Source organism: Pseudomonas sp. B22129 (genome assembly GCF_044218875.1).
Taxonomy (GTDB): domain Bacteria; phylum Pseudomonadota; class Gammaproteobacteria; order Pseudomonadales; family Pseudomonadaceae; genus Aquipseudomonas.
The window spans coordinates 3659282-3673153 of the sequence record NZ_CP162592.1 but is presented as its reverse complement, the minus strand read 5'-3'; the positions used below and the strand labels follow the sequence as shown (position 1 = coordinate 3673153).

15 protein-coding genes and 1 tRNA gene are annotated in these 13872 nt (G+C 59.1%); 8 read left to right on the top strand and 8 right to left on the bottom strand.

Annotation, left to right across the window (positions count from 1 at the left end; genetic code table 11):
• The first annotated feature begins 181 nt into the window (after positions 1-181).
• From AB4P94_RS17000 to AB4P94_RS16980, 5 genes are all read left to right on the top strand, one after another.
• A complete protein-coding gene (locus AB4P94_RS17000) occupies positions 182-952 on the top strand; it encodes an alpha/beta fold hydrolase (protein WP_395606544.1) in 771 nt (256 codons plus the stop codon).
• A 111-nt stretch (positions 953-1063) separates the two neighbouring features.
• Positions 1064-1324: a DUF2790 domain-containing protein gene (locus AB4P94_RS16995; protein ID WP_395606543.1), complete on the top strand. Its 261-nt coding sequence runs from the start codon at positions 1064-1066 to the stop codon at positions 1322-1324.
• A gap of 42 nt (positions 1325-1366) precedes the next feature.
• The gene (locus AB4P94_RS16990) at positions 1367-2038 is read left to right on the top strand and encodes a heavy metal response regulator transcription factor (RefSeq protein WP_395606542.1); all 672 of its coding nucleotides are present in this window, start codon (positions 1367-1369) and stop codon (positions 2036-2038) included.
• Positions 2035-3435, top strand: a complete 1401-nt coding sequence (locus AB4P94_RS16985) for a heavy metal sensor histidine kinase (protein ID WP_395606541.1) — start codon at positions 2035-2037, stop codon at positions 3433-3435. The genes AB4P94_RS16990 and AB4P94_RS16985 overlap by 4 nt, the downstream gene beginning before the upstream one ends.
• Positions 3436-3555: 120 nt before the next feature.
• A complete protein-coding gene (locus AB4P94_RS16980; RefSeq protein ID WP_395606540.1) occupies positions 3556-3873 on the top strand; it encodes a hypothetical protein in 318 nt (105 codons plus the stop codon).
• A 15-nt stretch (positions 3874-3888) separates the two neighbouring features.
• Here the strand turns inward: AB4P94_RS16980 and pcp are convergent, their stop codons facing one another.
• The 5 genes from pcp to AB4P94_RS16955 all read right to left on the bottom strand — a co-directional run bounded on the left by pcp (position 3889) and on the right by AB4P94_RS16955 (position 8113).
• Entirely contained in the window at positions 3889-4530 is a 642-nt protein-coding gene (gene pcp / locus AB4P94_RS16975) for a pyroglutamyl-peptidase I (RefSeq protein ID WP_395606539.1), read from the bottom strand.
• A gap of 7 nt (positions 4531-4537) precedes the next feature.
• The gene (locus tag AB4P94_RS16970) at positions 4538-5488 is read right to left on the bottom strand and encodes a DUF979 domain-containing protein (protein WP_395606538.1); all 951 of its coding nucleotides are present in this window, start codon (positions 5486-5488) and stop codon (positions 4538-4540) included.
• The gene (locus AB4P94_RS16965) at positions 5485-6198 is read right to left on the bottom strand and encodes a DUF969 domain-containing protein (protein WP_395606537.1); all 714 of its coding nucleotides are present in this window, start codon (positions 6196-6198) and stop codon (positions 5485-5487) included. The genes AB4P94_RS16970 and AB4P94_RS16965 overlap by 4 nt, the downstream gene beginning before the upstream one ends.
• Before the next feature lie 240 nt (positions 6199-6438).
• A complete protein-coding gene (locus AB4P94_RS16960; protein ID WP_395606536.1) occupies positions 6439-6864 on the bottom strand; it encodes a GNAT family N-acetyltransferase in 426 nt (141 codons plus the stop codon).
• Between the two features lie 46 nt (positions 6865-6910).
• Positions 6911-8113: an ROK family protein gene (locus AB4P94_RS16955; protein ID WP_395606535.1), complete on the bottom strand. Its 1203-nt coding sequence runs from the start codon at positions 8111-8113 to the stop codon at positions 6911-6913.
• Between the two features lie 209 nt (positions 8114-8322).
• On the opposite strand from AB4P94_RS16955, the gene AB4P94_RS16950 reads away from it, so the two are divergent.
• Genes AB4P94_RS16950 through AB4P94_RS16940 form a run of 3 tightly spaced genes read left to right on the top strand, consistent with a single transcriptional unit; the run spans position 8323 to position 11779 of the window.
• The gene (locus tag AB4P94_RS16950; protein ID WP_395606534.1) at positions 8323-9726 is read left to right on the top strand and encodes an APC family permease; all 1404 of its coding nucleotides are present in this window, start codon (positions 8323-8325) and stop codon (positions 9724-9726) included.
• Between the two features lie 8 nt (positions 9727-9734).
• Positions 9735-10745: an ROK family protein gene (locus AB4P94_RS16945; protein ID WP_395606533.1), complete on the top strand. Its 1011-nt coding sequence runs from the start codon at positions 9735-9737 to the stop codon at positions 10743-10745.
• A gap of 2 nt (positions 10746-10747) precedes the next feature.
• Positions 10748-11779: an SIS domain-containing protein gene (locus AB4P94_RS16940; protein ID WP_395606532.1), complete on the top strand. Its 1032-nt coding sequence runs from the start codon at positions 10748-10750 to the stop codon at positions 11777-11779.
• A 44-nt stretch (positions 11780-11823) separates the two neighbouring features.
• Here AB4P94_RS16940 and AB4P94_RS16935 read toward each other — a convergent pair whose 3' ends face one another.
• The 3 genes from AB4P94_RS16935 to AB4P94_RS16925 form a co-directional block, all read right to left on the bottom strand.
• Positions 11824-12048, bottom strand: a complete 225-nt coding sequence (locus AB4P94_RS16935; protein WP_395606531.1) for a hypothetical protein — start codon at positions 12046-12048, stop codon at positions 11824-11826.
• Between the two features lie 365 nt (positions 12049-12413).
• Positions 12414-13385 carry an acyltransferase gene (locus tag AB4P94_RS16930; RefSeq protein WP_395606530.1) on the bottom strand — a complete coding sequence of 324 codons (972 nt, stop codon included), beginning with the start codon at positions 13383-13385 and terminating at the stop codon, positions 12414-12416.
• A gap of 324 nt (positions 13386-13709) precedes the next feature.
• A tRNA-Val gene (locus AB4P94_RS16925) sits at positions 13710-13786 on the bottom strand.
• Positions 13787-13872 lie beyond the last annotated feature (86 nt).

Sequence of the window (13872 nt, the reverse complement as noted above, 5' to 3'; positions counted from 1 at the left end):
CCCGATGCAATCTACGGATCGCTGTGCAACTTGTAAACGCTGCGGGCGCCATGGCATTGCATTGCATTACAACCTTGTAATGAAGCTGTAAGTCTTGTCAGCACCCTCACTTCATACAGTGGAGTCGTCAGTCACCCACACCGGTTGACGCCACTTCCCACTGATGAAAAAGGGTCCATCCATGAAACCTGCAAGCAAACTCTGCCTGATCGCCGCCAGCCTGTTGATGCTCGGCACCGGCACTGCGATGGCCGGCACCGTCGCGCCGGTCAAGGCCAACAACGTGGTGCTGGTACACGGGTCCTGGGCTGACGGTTCGAGCTGGTCCGAGGTGATCACTCGCCTCCAGGCAGCCGGGCTACACGTCACTGCGGTACAAAACCCGCTGACTTCGGTTGCCGATGACGTCGCCGCCACCAATCGCGTACTCGATCAACAGGACGGTCCTACCGTGCTGGTCGGCCATTCCTACGCGGGCACCGTAGTCAGCGACGCCGGGGTCAACCCGAAAGTCAGCTCGCTGGTTTACGTCGCCGCTCGCGCACCGGACGCTAACGAAGATTTCGTCGCACTTTCCGCCAAATACCCGACCATGCCTGTACGAGCCGGCGTGGAAGATCACGATGGCTACCTCACCCTCAGCCAGGACGCCTTCCTCAAGTACTTCGCCGCCGACGTGCCGCACGCCAAGGCCCTGGAGCTGTACGCCGTACAGCAACCGATCACCAAAACCCTGTTCAGTGGCCGCACGGTAAATGCCGCCTGGCACACCAAACCGTCGTGGTACGCGGTGTCGAGCAATGACCAGACCATCAACCCGGACCTGGAACGCTTCCTCGCCAAACGCATGAACGCCACCACCATCGAGCTGCCTTCAAGCCACTTGTCGCTGGTGTCCCACGCCAAGGAAATCACCGACCTGATCCTCGAAGCGTCCGGTCGCCAGCCTTAAACCCTGAATGACGAACTTGTCATCATCCTGTTGGTTGGCTGTTGGGTGCCACTGGTTAACGTGAACTCACTGCCATCACCCGGCAGCCCACCCTTAAAGAGAGATACCGCCATGAAACTGTTTATCCTCGGCTTTACCGCTTTGCTTGCCACCGGCTCCGTGTTTGCTGCCGACACCGCCTCCGCCGCCGACGTGATCCACGACAAAGCCAGCTTCTTCGTACACCTTGATGTCGATAAAGTGCTGTCGAGCACCGACACCTACGGCCAATGCGGCATCGTACCCGCGCGCCTCGACTACCTCGACCATCAGGGCCGTGAACACGTGTTGGACTACCAGGTACAGGGCATCGGTTGCGCCAGTGACAATTGATCGGGCTACACTTGCGCCACGCACAGAACCAGGGCAATTCCCATGAACATTCTTGTTGTCGAAGACGAACCCAAGGCCGGCAATTACTTGCTCAATGGCCTGCAGGAACTGGGCTACTCCGTGAGCCTGGCCCGCGACGGTGTGGATGGATTGCACCAGGCGCTGGAAACGCCATTCGACGTGATCGTGCTGGATGTCATGATGCCGAAAATGGATGGCTGGGAAGTGCTGCGCCGGTTGCGCAAGGAAGCCGACACGCCGGTGCTGTTCCTCACCGCCCGTGACGACATTGCTGACCGCATCAAGGGCCTGGAACTGGGCGCCGATGATTACCTGATCAAACCGTTCTCCTTCGCCGAACTGGTTGCACGCTTGCGTACCCTGACGCGCCGTGGCCCCAGCCGCGAAGAGGAACAACTGCAGATTGCCGACCTGCAGATCGATGTGCTCAAACGCCGTGTCACTCGCGGTGGTACACGCATCACCCTGACCAACAAGGAATTCGCGCTGCTGCACCTGTTCGCCACCCATCAGGACCAGGTGCTGTCGCGCTCGATGATTGCCTCGCGCGTATGGGACATGAATTTCGACAGCGACACCAACGTGGTCGATGTGGCCGTACGGCGCCTGCGCCTTAAAATCGACGACCCTTTCCAGCTCAAGCTGATCCACAGCGTGCGGGGCATCGGCTACCGCTTCGATACCCAGCCATGAGCCGCCGTCGTCATTATTCGCTGACCCTGCGCCTGGCGTTGATCTTCGCCCTGCTCGCCTTTGCCCTGTTGGCCACCCTGGGCGTGGCGCTGTACCGCGAGCTGGAGCGCGAATTGATCAAGCGTGACGATGCGGCGCTGATCTACCGCGCTGACCAGTTGCGCAACCTGCTCAATGACAGCAACACCCTGGACCTGATCAAAACCAAGCCGGAACTGTTCCAGAACATGCTGGGCAACAGCGAGTCGGTGCTGAGCATTGCGGCGCCGGGGCAGAAGCCGCTGCTGTTGGTCAACCCGGGCAACATCGAAATGCCAACGGTGACCCCCGTTCCAAGAAACCATGAACTGGGCTTTTCCGACGTGCACCATTTGCCCGGTATCAATGGCGTGCCCTTCGCGACCATCGCCGCGTCCATCGACTCCGGCGACCTGGGCAGCCTTCAAGTGACCACCGGGCGCCTGATGACTGAACGCACCGCCATGCTCGCCAGCTATCGTTTGAGTGTGTTTATCCTGGCAAGCATTGCCGCGATCATCCTCGCCATGGTGAGTTATGTGATGGTTCACCGTGGGCTGGTGCCTCTACGGCGCCTGGCCACACACGCCCAGGGCATTGGCGTGGGCAACCTGGCCGAGCGCCTCGACAGTCACGGTGCCCCCAAAGAGCTGCTGCCGATGATTGACTCGTTCAACACCATGCTCGAACGGCTGGCCAAAGGCTTTGTACAGTTGGGTCAGGTTTCCACGGACATGGCCCACGAACTGCGCACGCCGATCAACAACCTGCTGGGCGAAACCCAAGTGGCACTGCACCAAAGCCGCAGCATCGAAAGCTATCAGCAACTGCTGGCCTCCAATGTCGAAGAACTCGAGCGCCTGGCACGCATGCTCGACAACATGCTGTTCCTCGCCCGAACCGACCCGGCCAGTGCCCTGAGCCAGCGCCAGGCACTCAGCGCGGCGGATGAGGTGGAGCGTATGGCGGACTATTTCGAAGGGCTGGCGAGCGATGTGGGTATCAGCATTCTCTCCGAGGGCGACGGTGTCATCTGGGCTGAACCGATGCTGTTGCGCCGGGCCCTGGCGAATCTGTGTGCCAATGCCATCAAGTATGGCGCGCCGAGCTCTGAATTGGTCATTCAGGCAGTCCCGAACGCCGAGGGCATAAGCCTGAGGGTCAGCAACACGGGGGAAACCATTCCCGCGCAGCATTTGCCCAGACTATTCGAACGGTTCTACCGGGTTGATGAGTCCCGCGAACGTTCCGCGCAGTCCAATGGGCTGGGCTTGTCGATTGTGGCGACCATCATGCAGCTGCATAGCGGTCGCTACAGCGTCACCAGCGAGCAGGGTGTGACGTGTTTTGAGTTGTTCTTCCCACGCAGGGAGGACTGAAAGCAGCGCGCCAGAAACCTGGTGTTATTTTGCAAAGGTTTGTTTATCACTCAGCCCCCTGACTCCGACTACTCTTGTTCTCAAGTGCTATCTCACATTGTTTGAAACGGGTGTCATGCTTTGGAGAAAAAACAGTATCGAATCAGTGGGGCGAACGCGCTGAACATTCCCGCTCAAGGCAGAGGCGGCGGAGGAAACGACGGAAGTTCGGGCCTGGAAAAACGCTTGGGTTTACTGGAAAAGGGGCTGGCTGAAATGAAAGAGAAGCTATTCGCCGTTTCGAGCAGGGCAGACCCCAATGAAAAACACTTCGCTACGCGCGCCGACCTCGCAACCACCGAGCTCAACCTCATAAAGTGGTACGTCGCCACCGCGTTCGCAATGACCGGCCTGGCCTGCGCCATCACCTTTGGCCTGACCCGGTTGCTCAGCAGCTGAGGCCAACCCGGCAGGTCAGCTGACCTGGCCGCCGGTCTCGGCTAAATCCACGCCTGTCTCCCAGGCAGCACATACCGCCACACGCAAGCCTTCAACCATCGTCAGCAGCGCCATCGAAGGCTGCCCAGTATCAACCACTTGCTCCGGCAAATACGGCACGTGGATAAAACCACTGCGCACACCTGTGCCCGCCAGCGCATGCTGCAACAGATAAAACACCTGATTACACACAAAGGTGCCGGCGGTCTGCGAAACCGAGGCCGCAATCCCTGCCTCGTGCACGGCTTTGACCATGGCCTTGATCGGCAAGGTGCTGAAATACGCCGCTGGCCCGTCGGCCAAGACAGGTGTATCAACCGGCTGCTCGCCCAGGTTGTCGGGAATGCGCGCATCGTTGACATTGATCGCCACCCGCTCGACCGAGATGGCGCTACGACCGGGCCCGAGCCCGGTGGCTATCACCATCGTTGGCCGCAACTCGTCGATCATTTGCGTCAGGCACGCCCCCACCGTGGCAAACGCACAGGGCAATTGGCGCGCAACAATTTGCGCATCCTCACTTAGTTGCACGCCGTCCAACCGGCGCACGGCTTCCCAGGACGGGTTGATCGGGTCTTTGTCAAAGGGCTCGAAACCCGTCAGCAATACAGTGTGCATCTGGACCTCACATCAGCAGGTAAAGCAGGACTATGTTGACCACCAGCATCATCAGCGCGGTCGGCAGTTGCGCCTTGATCACTGCGTTTTTGTCCGGCAGTTCCAGCAGCGCTGCCGGGACGATATTGAAGTTGGCCGCCATGGGCGTCATCAGCGTGCCGCAATAGCCGGAGAACATGCCGATCGCCGCCATCACCGCCGGGTTGCCACCGTAGATGCCCACCAGCACGGGCACGCCAACGCCACCGGTCATCACCGGGAAAGCCGCAAAGCCGTTTCCCATAATCACGGTGAACAGCGCCATACCGAGCACATACACCATGACAGCCACCAGTTTGAAATCCAGGTTGATGTAGGTGGTCGTGACATGGGCAACCGCTGTGCCAACACCTGCCTCATTGAACAACAATCCCAACATCGCCAGCATTTGCGGCAACACCATGGCCCAGCCCAGCGCCTCGGTCAGGCGCCGGGACTCACGCAGGGCTTGCACCGGCGTATCGCGAGTCAACCAGCACGCCAGGCCAAGGGCGATCAGGCAACCGATGCCCAGAGAAACGAAGGTGGTGTTTTTTGGGTCCAGCAGCGGCACACCGCCGATTTCGGTGTGCTTGAGCAACACAGAACCAATCACCGTGGTCAGCGGAATTGCCAACGCCGGAATAAACAACTTGTGGCCCAGGCGGCCGGCACTGGCACGCGCAGCCTTGTCGTGCAACTGGCCGTGCGCACCACGGCCAACCCCGCCAAAACCTGCGATCAGCGCCATCACCACAACACCGGCGCCGATCACCACCGACGGCAAGCGCTCGCCTGCCAGAAACGGAATGGCAAACAGCAACCAGAACAGCGCGGTGGACCAGCGTTTGGGGTGGCTCCGATCCATCAGGATCATGCCCGCCGTAATCAGCAGCAAAACGCCAGCCAGCCAGTAGAGGTATTGAATGGAAATGATCATTGCGCAGCCTCCACCGGAGCAGCAACTGTCATCTCGCGGGTCAGCCTTCGGTCAAATCGGTGCAAGCGAATCGCGTGGATGATAAAAGCGCAAATCGCCGTCGGGATGCCCCACACGGCAATGTGCAAAGGCTCTACATCAATGCCTGAACCCAGCAGGAAGGTGTGCATCAGCGCAATCGCACCAAAAGCGACAAAAATGTCTTCGCCGAAAAACAGCCCGACGTTATCGGTCGCCGCGCACATGGCCAGTACCTTATGGCGCAGCTTGTCGGGCAACTTGCCGTAGCGCTTTTCCGCCGCGCCTTCGGCCATGGGCGCCAGTAATGGCCGCACCATCTGCGGGTGCCCGCCCAGGCTGGTGAGCCCCATGGCCGCTGTGGACTCACGCACAAACAGATAGATGATCAACAAACGCCCGACGGTTGCCCGCTCGAAACGCGCAATCCAGTTCTGCGCATGCAAGCGCAAGCCATGGCGTTCCAGCAGGCCAATGACCGCCAGGGGCAATAACAGGATCAGTTGCAAGGCGCGGGTCTGAAGGAAACCGTCACCCATGCTGGCGAGAATTTTTTCGAGGGGAAATTGGGCAGCAAGCCCGGTGGCGATGGCGGCGGCGGTCACCACCAACAGCGGATTGAAGCGCAAGACGAAGCCAACCACGATGACAAGTACGCCGATCAACGGCCATAGGTTCACAACAGTTTGCATGACGATGAGATCCTTGGATGCGCGCTGCGGCGCCATTACAGCAGGATGTGAACAAAGGGTTCACAGCATGAAAGTGGCGTGCAGCCCGGCGCGGTTTTTATTGTTGACCTGGAAGGTCGAGCGTCAGTGGCGGCAACTTTGCTGCCTGGGGGCGGGGGTGTCCAACAAGAAAAATTGTAGCTGCGAACCAATAAATTTTGTGAGGGACGGGCGCCGGAAAATCCGGCGCCGCGCAGGGATTCACGCCAGACGTTTTTGGAAGAAATACCGCTGATGGCCCGGCGGGTAATCAGCGATATGCCCCACTTCGCTGAACCCCAGCTTGCGATAAAAGCCCGGCGCCTGAAAGCTGAAGGTATCCAGCCAGATTCCCGTACAGCCCCTTTCCCGGGCCAGGCTTTCGGCGGTCTGCATCAGGCGCGTGCCAGTGCCTTGGGTACGCATTGAATCCGGAATGCTCAGTAACTCGATGAACATCCACTTGTAGGAAACTTTCCCGTAGAGCCCACCCACCACCTCTTCGCTGACGGGGTCACGCAGTAAAATCCCCACGGTTTCGTAAGGCAATTCACCAGTGTGGCTGCGGTTGTAAGCCAGCAGCGGCTTAAGGATGGCTTCCCGCTCTTGCGCCGTTACGTCAAACGACACTTCTATTGCCAATTCCATTTTTTGCTCCCAACTCTGAGTTCAATCACCGGCCAGTATGCCCGCCTCACTCCGGCTTGAGCAGCGCCTCATAGTCCGGGCTGATCTCCGCCAGAATCATCAACGCCGCCGCGCCCAACGCCACCGCGTCCTGCCCGGCTGCGCCCATCTGTATGCGTGGGTGCTGGCGGTCGGAACGGCTGCTGATGGAGCGGCTTAACGGCTCCAGCCGACTCATCAGCCGCGCGAGCAGGGCCTGGGGGAGGAAGCCGCTGATCAGGATGGTCTGCGGATCGAGCACCGACTCAAGAATGTTGATGGCCTGGCGCAACGCCGGGGCCGCCTCATCCAGCCACAAATCGACGCGCGCATTGAGGCCCTGATCGTTTACGTCCCAGGTGCCAAGGTCATGCTCGGCCGGCAAGCCCAGGTGCTCCAGCAACGCCGCGATGGAAATGTAACGCTCCAGACAACCCTGGTTACCGCAATCGCAGGCCTTGCCGCCGGGGATCACGGTCATGTGGCCGATTTCACCGGCGTTGTGCCAGTGCCCGGAATACAGGCGGTTATCCAGGTACAAACCGGCGCCCAGGCCACTGCCGATAAACAGGTGCACAAAATTGTTGAGCTCGCTGGCGACGCCATACAGCCGCTCGCCCATCGCTGCAGCGGTGGCGTCATTTTCAATCAGCACGGGTAAGCCAATCGCCTGTTGCAGGCGCAGCGGAATATCCGCCGCGTCCCAGCCCGACATGGCCGTCGGGCCCACGGCCGTCATGCCCTCCACACTGAACGGGCCGGGCAAGGCAATGCCCACCCCAAGGAATCGCCCTTCCGGCCGCTGGCCACGAAAACTTTTTACGCTGTCGAGAATCAGCGGCAATGCTTGCTCAAAGGTTGGGTAGCTGACCGTCAACGTGACCTGGGCCACGGTCTGGCCCAGCAAGTCGAGCAACACACCGATGATGCGGTGCTGCTCGACATGGATGCCAATGGAATAGCCACCGTCAGGATTCAGCGACAGCGGCACCGGCGGCTGGCCACGCCCGCCCTTCTCTGCCGCGTGGGCCAGCAGCGCGCCCTCTTCCTGCAGCTCGGTGACGATATTGGAAATGGTCTGTGCGGTCAGCGACGTCAAGCGCGTGAGGTCGGCACGGGTCAGTCGCCCGTTCTGGCGAATGGCCTCGAGTATCACCCGGCGGTTATGCAGGCGGGCGTGTTCGGCATTGGTACCGGTGGTGACAGAGCGTTTGTTCTGGGGGCTTTTCATCGTCCGATGATCCACGCTGCCGATTAATTAAATCAAGTTGAATTAATACTCTTGCTGTGGTTTTCTAGGCGCCTCGGCCTCTCGCAGCCACTGCGAATGCCGGTTACGCCCCATAACAACAATGACGGGTCGACAGAACCCTCGATGGCAAGCAGGCCCTTTTGCAATCTGCCCTCACGCGTCTGTCACTCGAACAAGAGGTCGTCCCCATGAGCACGCTGACACCCGTCGATCCGGATTTGCCAGGCGGCAAACGCAAAATCGGCCTATTCCCCGCCATTACCCTGAACATGAGCCAGATGTGCGGCGTGGGTCCGTTTATCACCATCCCGGCCATGATCGTGATCATGGGCGGCCCCCAGGCCTATCTGGGTTGGATTCTCGGCGCCTTGCTGGCCCTGTGTGACGGGCTGGTCTGGGCCGAACTCGGTGCGTCCTTGCCCGGTGCCGGCGGTACTTATGTGTACCTGCGTGAAGCCTTCGGCAAGCGTACCGGCAAGCTGCTGCCCTTTCTGTTTGTGTGGACGGCGATGCTGTTTATCCCGCTGATCATGTCCACCGGCATCATCGGCTTCGTGCAATACCTCACCTGGTTCTGGCCCGATATGAGCCAGACCGCCGGCAACCTGATCGGCCTGGTCGTCATCTGGCTGATCATCGCGATGCTGTGGCGCAAGATCGAATCCATCGCCAAATTGAGCATCGTGCTGTGGGTGATCATGCTGGTCAGCATCGGCGCGCTGATTGCCGCCGCGCTGTCCAACTTCCATGCCGACCTGGCGTTCACCTTTCCCGAAGGCGCGTTCAACCTGGCGGACAGCGGCTTCTGGTTCGGCATGGCCGGCGGTTTGACCATCGGCATCTATGACTACCTGGGCTACAACACCTCGGCCTACCTGGCCGGTGAAGTCGAACAACCAGGCCGGGTGATCCCCAAGTCGATCATCCTGTCGATCGTCGGCATCCTCGCTATCTACCTGGTGATGCAGGTGGGCGTGTTGGGCGTGGTGGATTGGCATCGCATGCTTGATCCGGAATCCGCCGCCTACAAGTCCGTGGCGTCCGTGGTCCTCAGTGAAACCTGGGGCAGTACCGCCGCCGGGATCGTCACGGTGTTGATCCTGATCACCGCCGTCGCCTCGGTCTTTGCCGGTTTGCTCGGTGGCTCGCGTGTGCCGTTCGAAGCGGCCAAAGACAAGGTGTTCTTCAACGCCTTCAGCAAAACCCACCCCAAGCATGAATTCCCGACCTGGGGCATCTTGAGCATGGGCCTGCTAACGTCGGTCGGTTTCATGATCGGCCGGCTGACCGACCTCAACACCCTGATTCAACTGCTGACCACGGTGATGATCCTCGTGCAGTCGGTGGCACAGATCGTTTCGCTGCTGGTGCTGCGTAAAACCAAACCGCACCTGGCGCGGCCCTACAAAATGTGGCTCTACCCGGTGCCGGCCTTCATTGCGCTGCTGGGTTGGGTCTATATCTATATGGCGTCCAACCACAATGCGCCCGGTGCCTACCCGATCCAGTGGTCGTTGGTGTGGGTGTTGGCGGGCAGCGTGGCCTATCTGTTCTGGGCGCGGGTTCAACGGCTGTGGCCCTTCAATAAGTGATGAATGCAATGCATGACCCCCTGGCATCAACCGGCGCTGCGGCGCCGCGACAAGGCTTGCTGCTGGCGATTGATGTGGGCGGCACCAAGACTCAGGTCGCCTGCTACGACACGGCTCGCCAGCGCATGAATACGCGGATTCTCGCCACCCATGCCGAGGGTTTATCCGGGGTGCCTGCCCTGCAGCGTATCCTCCAGGCCGCACACGATTGCGTGGCCGAATTCGGCAATGCTCAAGTGTTGAGTGTGGCGGCCGTGTTTCCCGGCGTGGTGCGCGGCCCTACCCTGCTGATGGCGCCCAACACGCCAGGCTTCGAGGGCCTCGACTTGCAGGCGCTGATCGCCCAGGCCTTTGGCAATGTGTGCGTGAGCCTCGATAACGATGTGAAAGCCGGCGCGCTGGCGGAGGTGCGCTGGGGTTCGCTGGCGGGGGTCGACAATGCAATCTACCTGAACCTGGGCACGGGCCTGTCGGCGGCCGCTATCGCCAATGGCAAATTGATTCGCGGGCATAACGGCGCAGCCATGGAGATCGGCTATCTGTTGTCGCCCTTCCTCGACCCTCGGCAGCCTGAACACTGGGCCACCTACCAAAACGGTAACGCGCCGTTGGAAGAGCTATTTTCCGGCAACGCGCTCAGCCAGTTGGCGGAACACCTGTTGGGCCATGGCCGCCAACCGCTGGACCTGTTCAGCAGCACGGATACCGACGTGCGCAAGGCCCTTGAACTGCGGATCGCCGCCTGCGCCGTGCACATTGCCAACCTCGCCGTGGCGCTGGATGTGGAACGCATCACGGTGGGCGGCGGCCTCTACCGTCAGGCGGCGCTGCTGGCGCCGATGATCGAACAATTGATCCAGCGCGTGGTGCCTTTCCCACCCACCCTTGCCACCGCCCACTTCACCCACGACGCACCGCTGTGGGGTGCCTTCAGCATGGCCATGGAGGCCGCCGGGCTGAACACGATTGCCCAACAGTTGATCGCTGCGGGTAAGCGCATCGATATCTCTGGAGATTGACCATGTCATTGATGCTGAGTGAAACCCTGTCCATCCCTACAATTGTGCAACGCATGCTCGACGATGACAGCGCTGTTCGCGGGCTGGCACACCAGTGGGCTCAATCCCTGCCTGAGCTGATGATCACGGTGGCGCGCGGCAGCTCCGATCACGCCGCCGCCTATTTCGCCTACGCGCTGATGAGCCAGATCGGCACCCCGAGCCTGTCGATTCCCTTGTCGCTGGTCAGCCTGCAACAACCGCCGCTGCGCCTGAAAAACGCTTGGGTGGCGGCCTTTTCCCAGTCCGGCAAAAGCCCGGACCTGATCGACAGCGTGCATTATCTGCACCAGCGCGGCGCCCGTTCCGTCGCACTGGTAAACACCGCCGGGTCACCGCTGGCCACTGTGAGCGATCACGAAATCCTGCTGCCGGCCGGCCTTGAACAGAGTGTGGCGGCCACCAAAAGCTATGTGGCGATGTTGATGGCTGGCGCGCAAACAGTTGCATGCCTTGCACAAGCGCTGGCTATCGGCAACGGGCTGAGTCTGGCCCTGAGAGCATTACCAGACCAACTGAATCAGGCAGCCGCCGAAGACTGGTCGCCATTGCGCAAGCTGCTGGTAACGGCTGACAAAATGATTGTTGTCGGCCGAGGTGCAGCGCTGCCGATTGCCCAGGAGGCCGCGCTTAAACTCAAGGAAACCTCCGGCATCCAGGCCGAAGCGTTTTCCAGCGCGGAAGTGCGCCATGGCCCAATGGAAATTATCGAGGAAGGCTACCCCGTGCTGGTATTTGCGCCCTCGGGCCCAGAGCAGTCCGGCACCCTGGCCTTTGCCGAAGACATGCGTGTGCGAGGCGCCCAAGTGTTGGTAGTCGCACCTCGCGGCACGGCCTGTGAAGGTTTGCTGCCGAGCGTGCCGACGGCGCATCCGTTACTGGAGCCGTTCACAATGATCCAGGGGTTCTATTTGAATGCCGCACAGTTGGCCGTTGCGCGTGGGCGCAACCCGGATCAGCCGAGGTTTTTGCAGAAGGTGACGCAGACACGATAAAGGATAAGGGCGACCTTCGGCCGCCCCTCCTCAATGAAGCATTCTCAAAGCTGCTTGAGCGTCTCGCGCGACACTTCCTGCAAACCTGCCTCGGTGATTTTCTTCCAATCGCTTTCAGTGACAGCCTGCATGCTTTCGTTTTTGCGGGTCACCACGTTCAACTCGGCAGCGCCTGGCGTCTCAATACGCAAGTGCGATTTATTGCTGACATCGACGGAGAAAAACCCGGGAGTAAACCACGACCAGAACTCAACAATATGCACTTTCACCGCGGTTGCATCCGTCGCGCCCTTAAAGATGAATGCTGACTAAAACAGGTACGAACGCCCTGTACCGGCAGGACGGCTCTAAACAGAGCCGGCCATGAAGAATTCGAATAGGCACCTATACTCACTAAAGCCACTGCGCGTTCCCGCGCAGCGCTGACGGCACTGTTGCCGACAAAGAGGGTGCCACTATGTACGCCGGACAAATGGGTATGGCGACAACCAACGGTGAAATTCGCTGCCAGATGGTGGTGCAAATCATCTGCCTGCTCTCGGTGGCTACGCTGTTCTGCTGACTGATCGCCAACACCCGCCCTACAACATCAACCGCTGAAGCTCATGCGGCACGCCAAAGTGCGCTTAACGCTTTAAATAATATGCCTCAAGGGCTTGAACTGTCGGGCAATGAATATAGGCACAAGCGTGATCACCGAGATTGAAACCACCAGTGCCGGAATAATCCAGAGCATTGAATGCCCCTCAATCAAGCCGCCATAGACGAGACTCAGCCTGTTCATCACAAACATGTGCAGGCAATACACACCCAAGGTACACCCGGCCAGGACATTCAATGTTTTTGCGTACCTGGACAATCGTGCGCCTAACGCGACAAACAGCCGGAAGCCAAAAAAAGACCCGACGACAACCCAGGGTGAAAGATAAGAGAAAAATAATTGGTTGGGCATACCATCGTGCATCGACAACCCATAGGTCGACAACGCAGTGCCCACTGCGCAGGCCACAAAAACAGCGGCGTCCAACACGAGTGACGGGGCCGTTTGCGCTTGGATCCGATCAAAGGCATAGGCGCCAAGAAACACGAAACCACTGAGCCCCATAAAAGATGAAAGGCCGTATACCGAGACCAGATCACCCAAGCCGGGATAGAAGTAAGTGACCTGGGGAATAACGCAGGCCACTAAAAACCAGATAGAGAGATACGCGATCTTTTCGGAGTGTGTGGAATTTCGGTAGATCTTTGACATGAAGGGAATAAACAAATAAATCCCCACCAAGGCATACAGATACCACAGGTGAAAGTAGGCAGGCCCTTTGAGCACAGATAACAACGAGGCACTCACACCGCTGAGATCGCCAGCCAGCCATGCCTTCCAAACCACATAGAAAATCGACCAGAAAATCAGTGGTGGGAAAATCCTGAGGAATCGCTTTGTATAAAACACTGCAACCGCCTCATCCCTGCCAAGCAAAAGCGCGCCGGACAACATCAGGAACAGCGGCACGCACGCCCGGACGAGCGAGTCGTAGATATTAAAATATATCCACCCCTCACCAAACTCCGAAACTCCAGCGGCCGATACGTGAAGAAAAACGACCATGAAACACGCGATTATTCGGGTGAAGTCGAGTCCAGCGCTGAGGTCTTTTCTTATCATTAGGGCCGAGCCTTTCCATGCAAAATTCTTTTTTGGTATTCCCATACAACCTTATCGATATGACCGCGAACAGCAAAAATGCGTATCACAACAACCGGGGTGTATCAGATCGACTTTTTAAGCCGCGGGAGAATATCACGGTAGAGGCGCTGGCCATATTGGGCGAGTAGGTGGCCGCCAGTTATAGCCTCGGCAAATCCCAGGCAACAAAAAAGGGCCCACCTTTCGGTGGGCCCTTCCAGACCGCCCAGCAGAGCGGATTTTGTTTGGTAGGCGCGATTGGACTCGAACCAACGACCCCCACCATGTCAAGGTGGTGCTCTAACCAACTGAGCTACGTGCCTGCTGTGAGGCGGCATTCTACGGAATTGCGGAGGGGTGTCAACATCTTTTTTGCAGCTAACCCTATGAATACGCGAATTTTTTATTT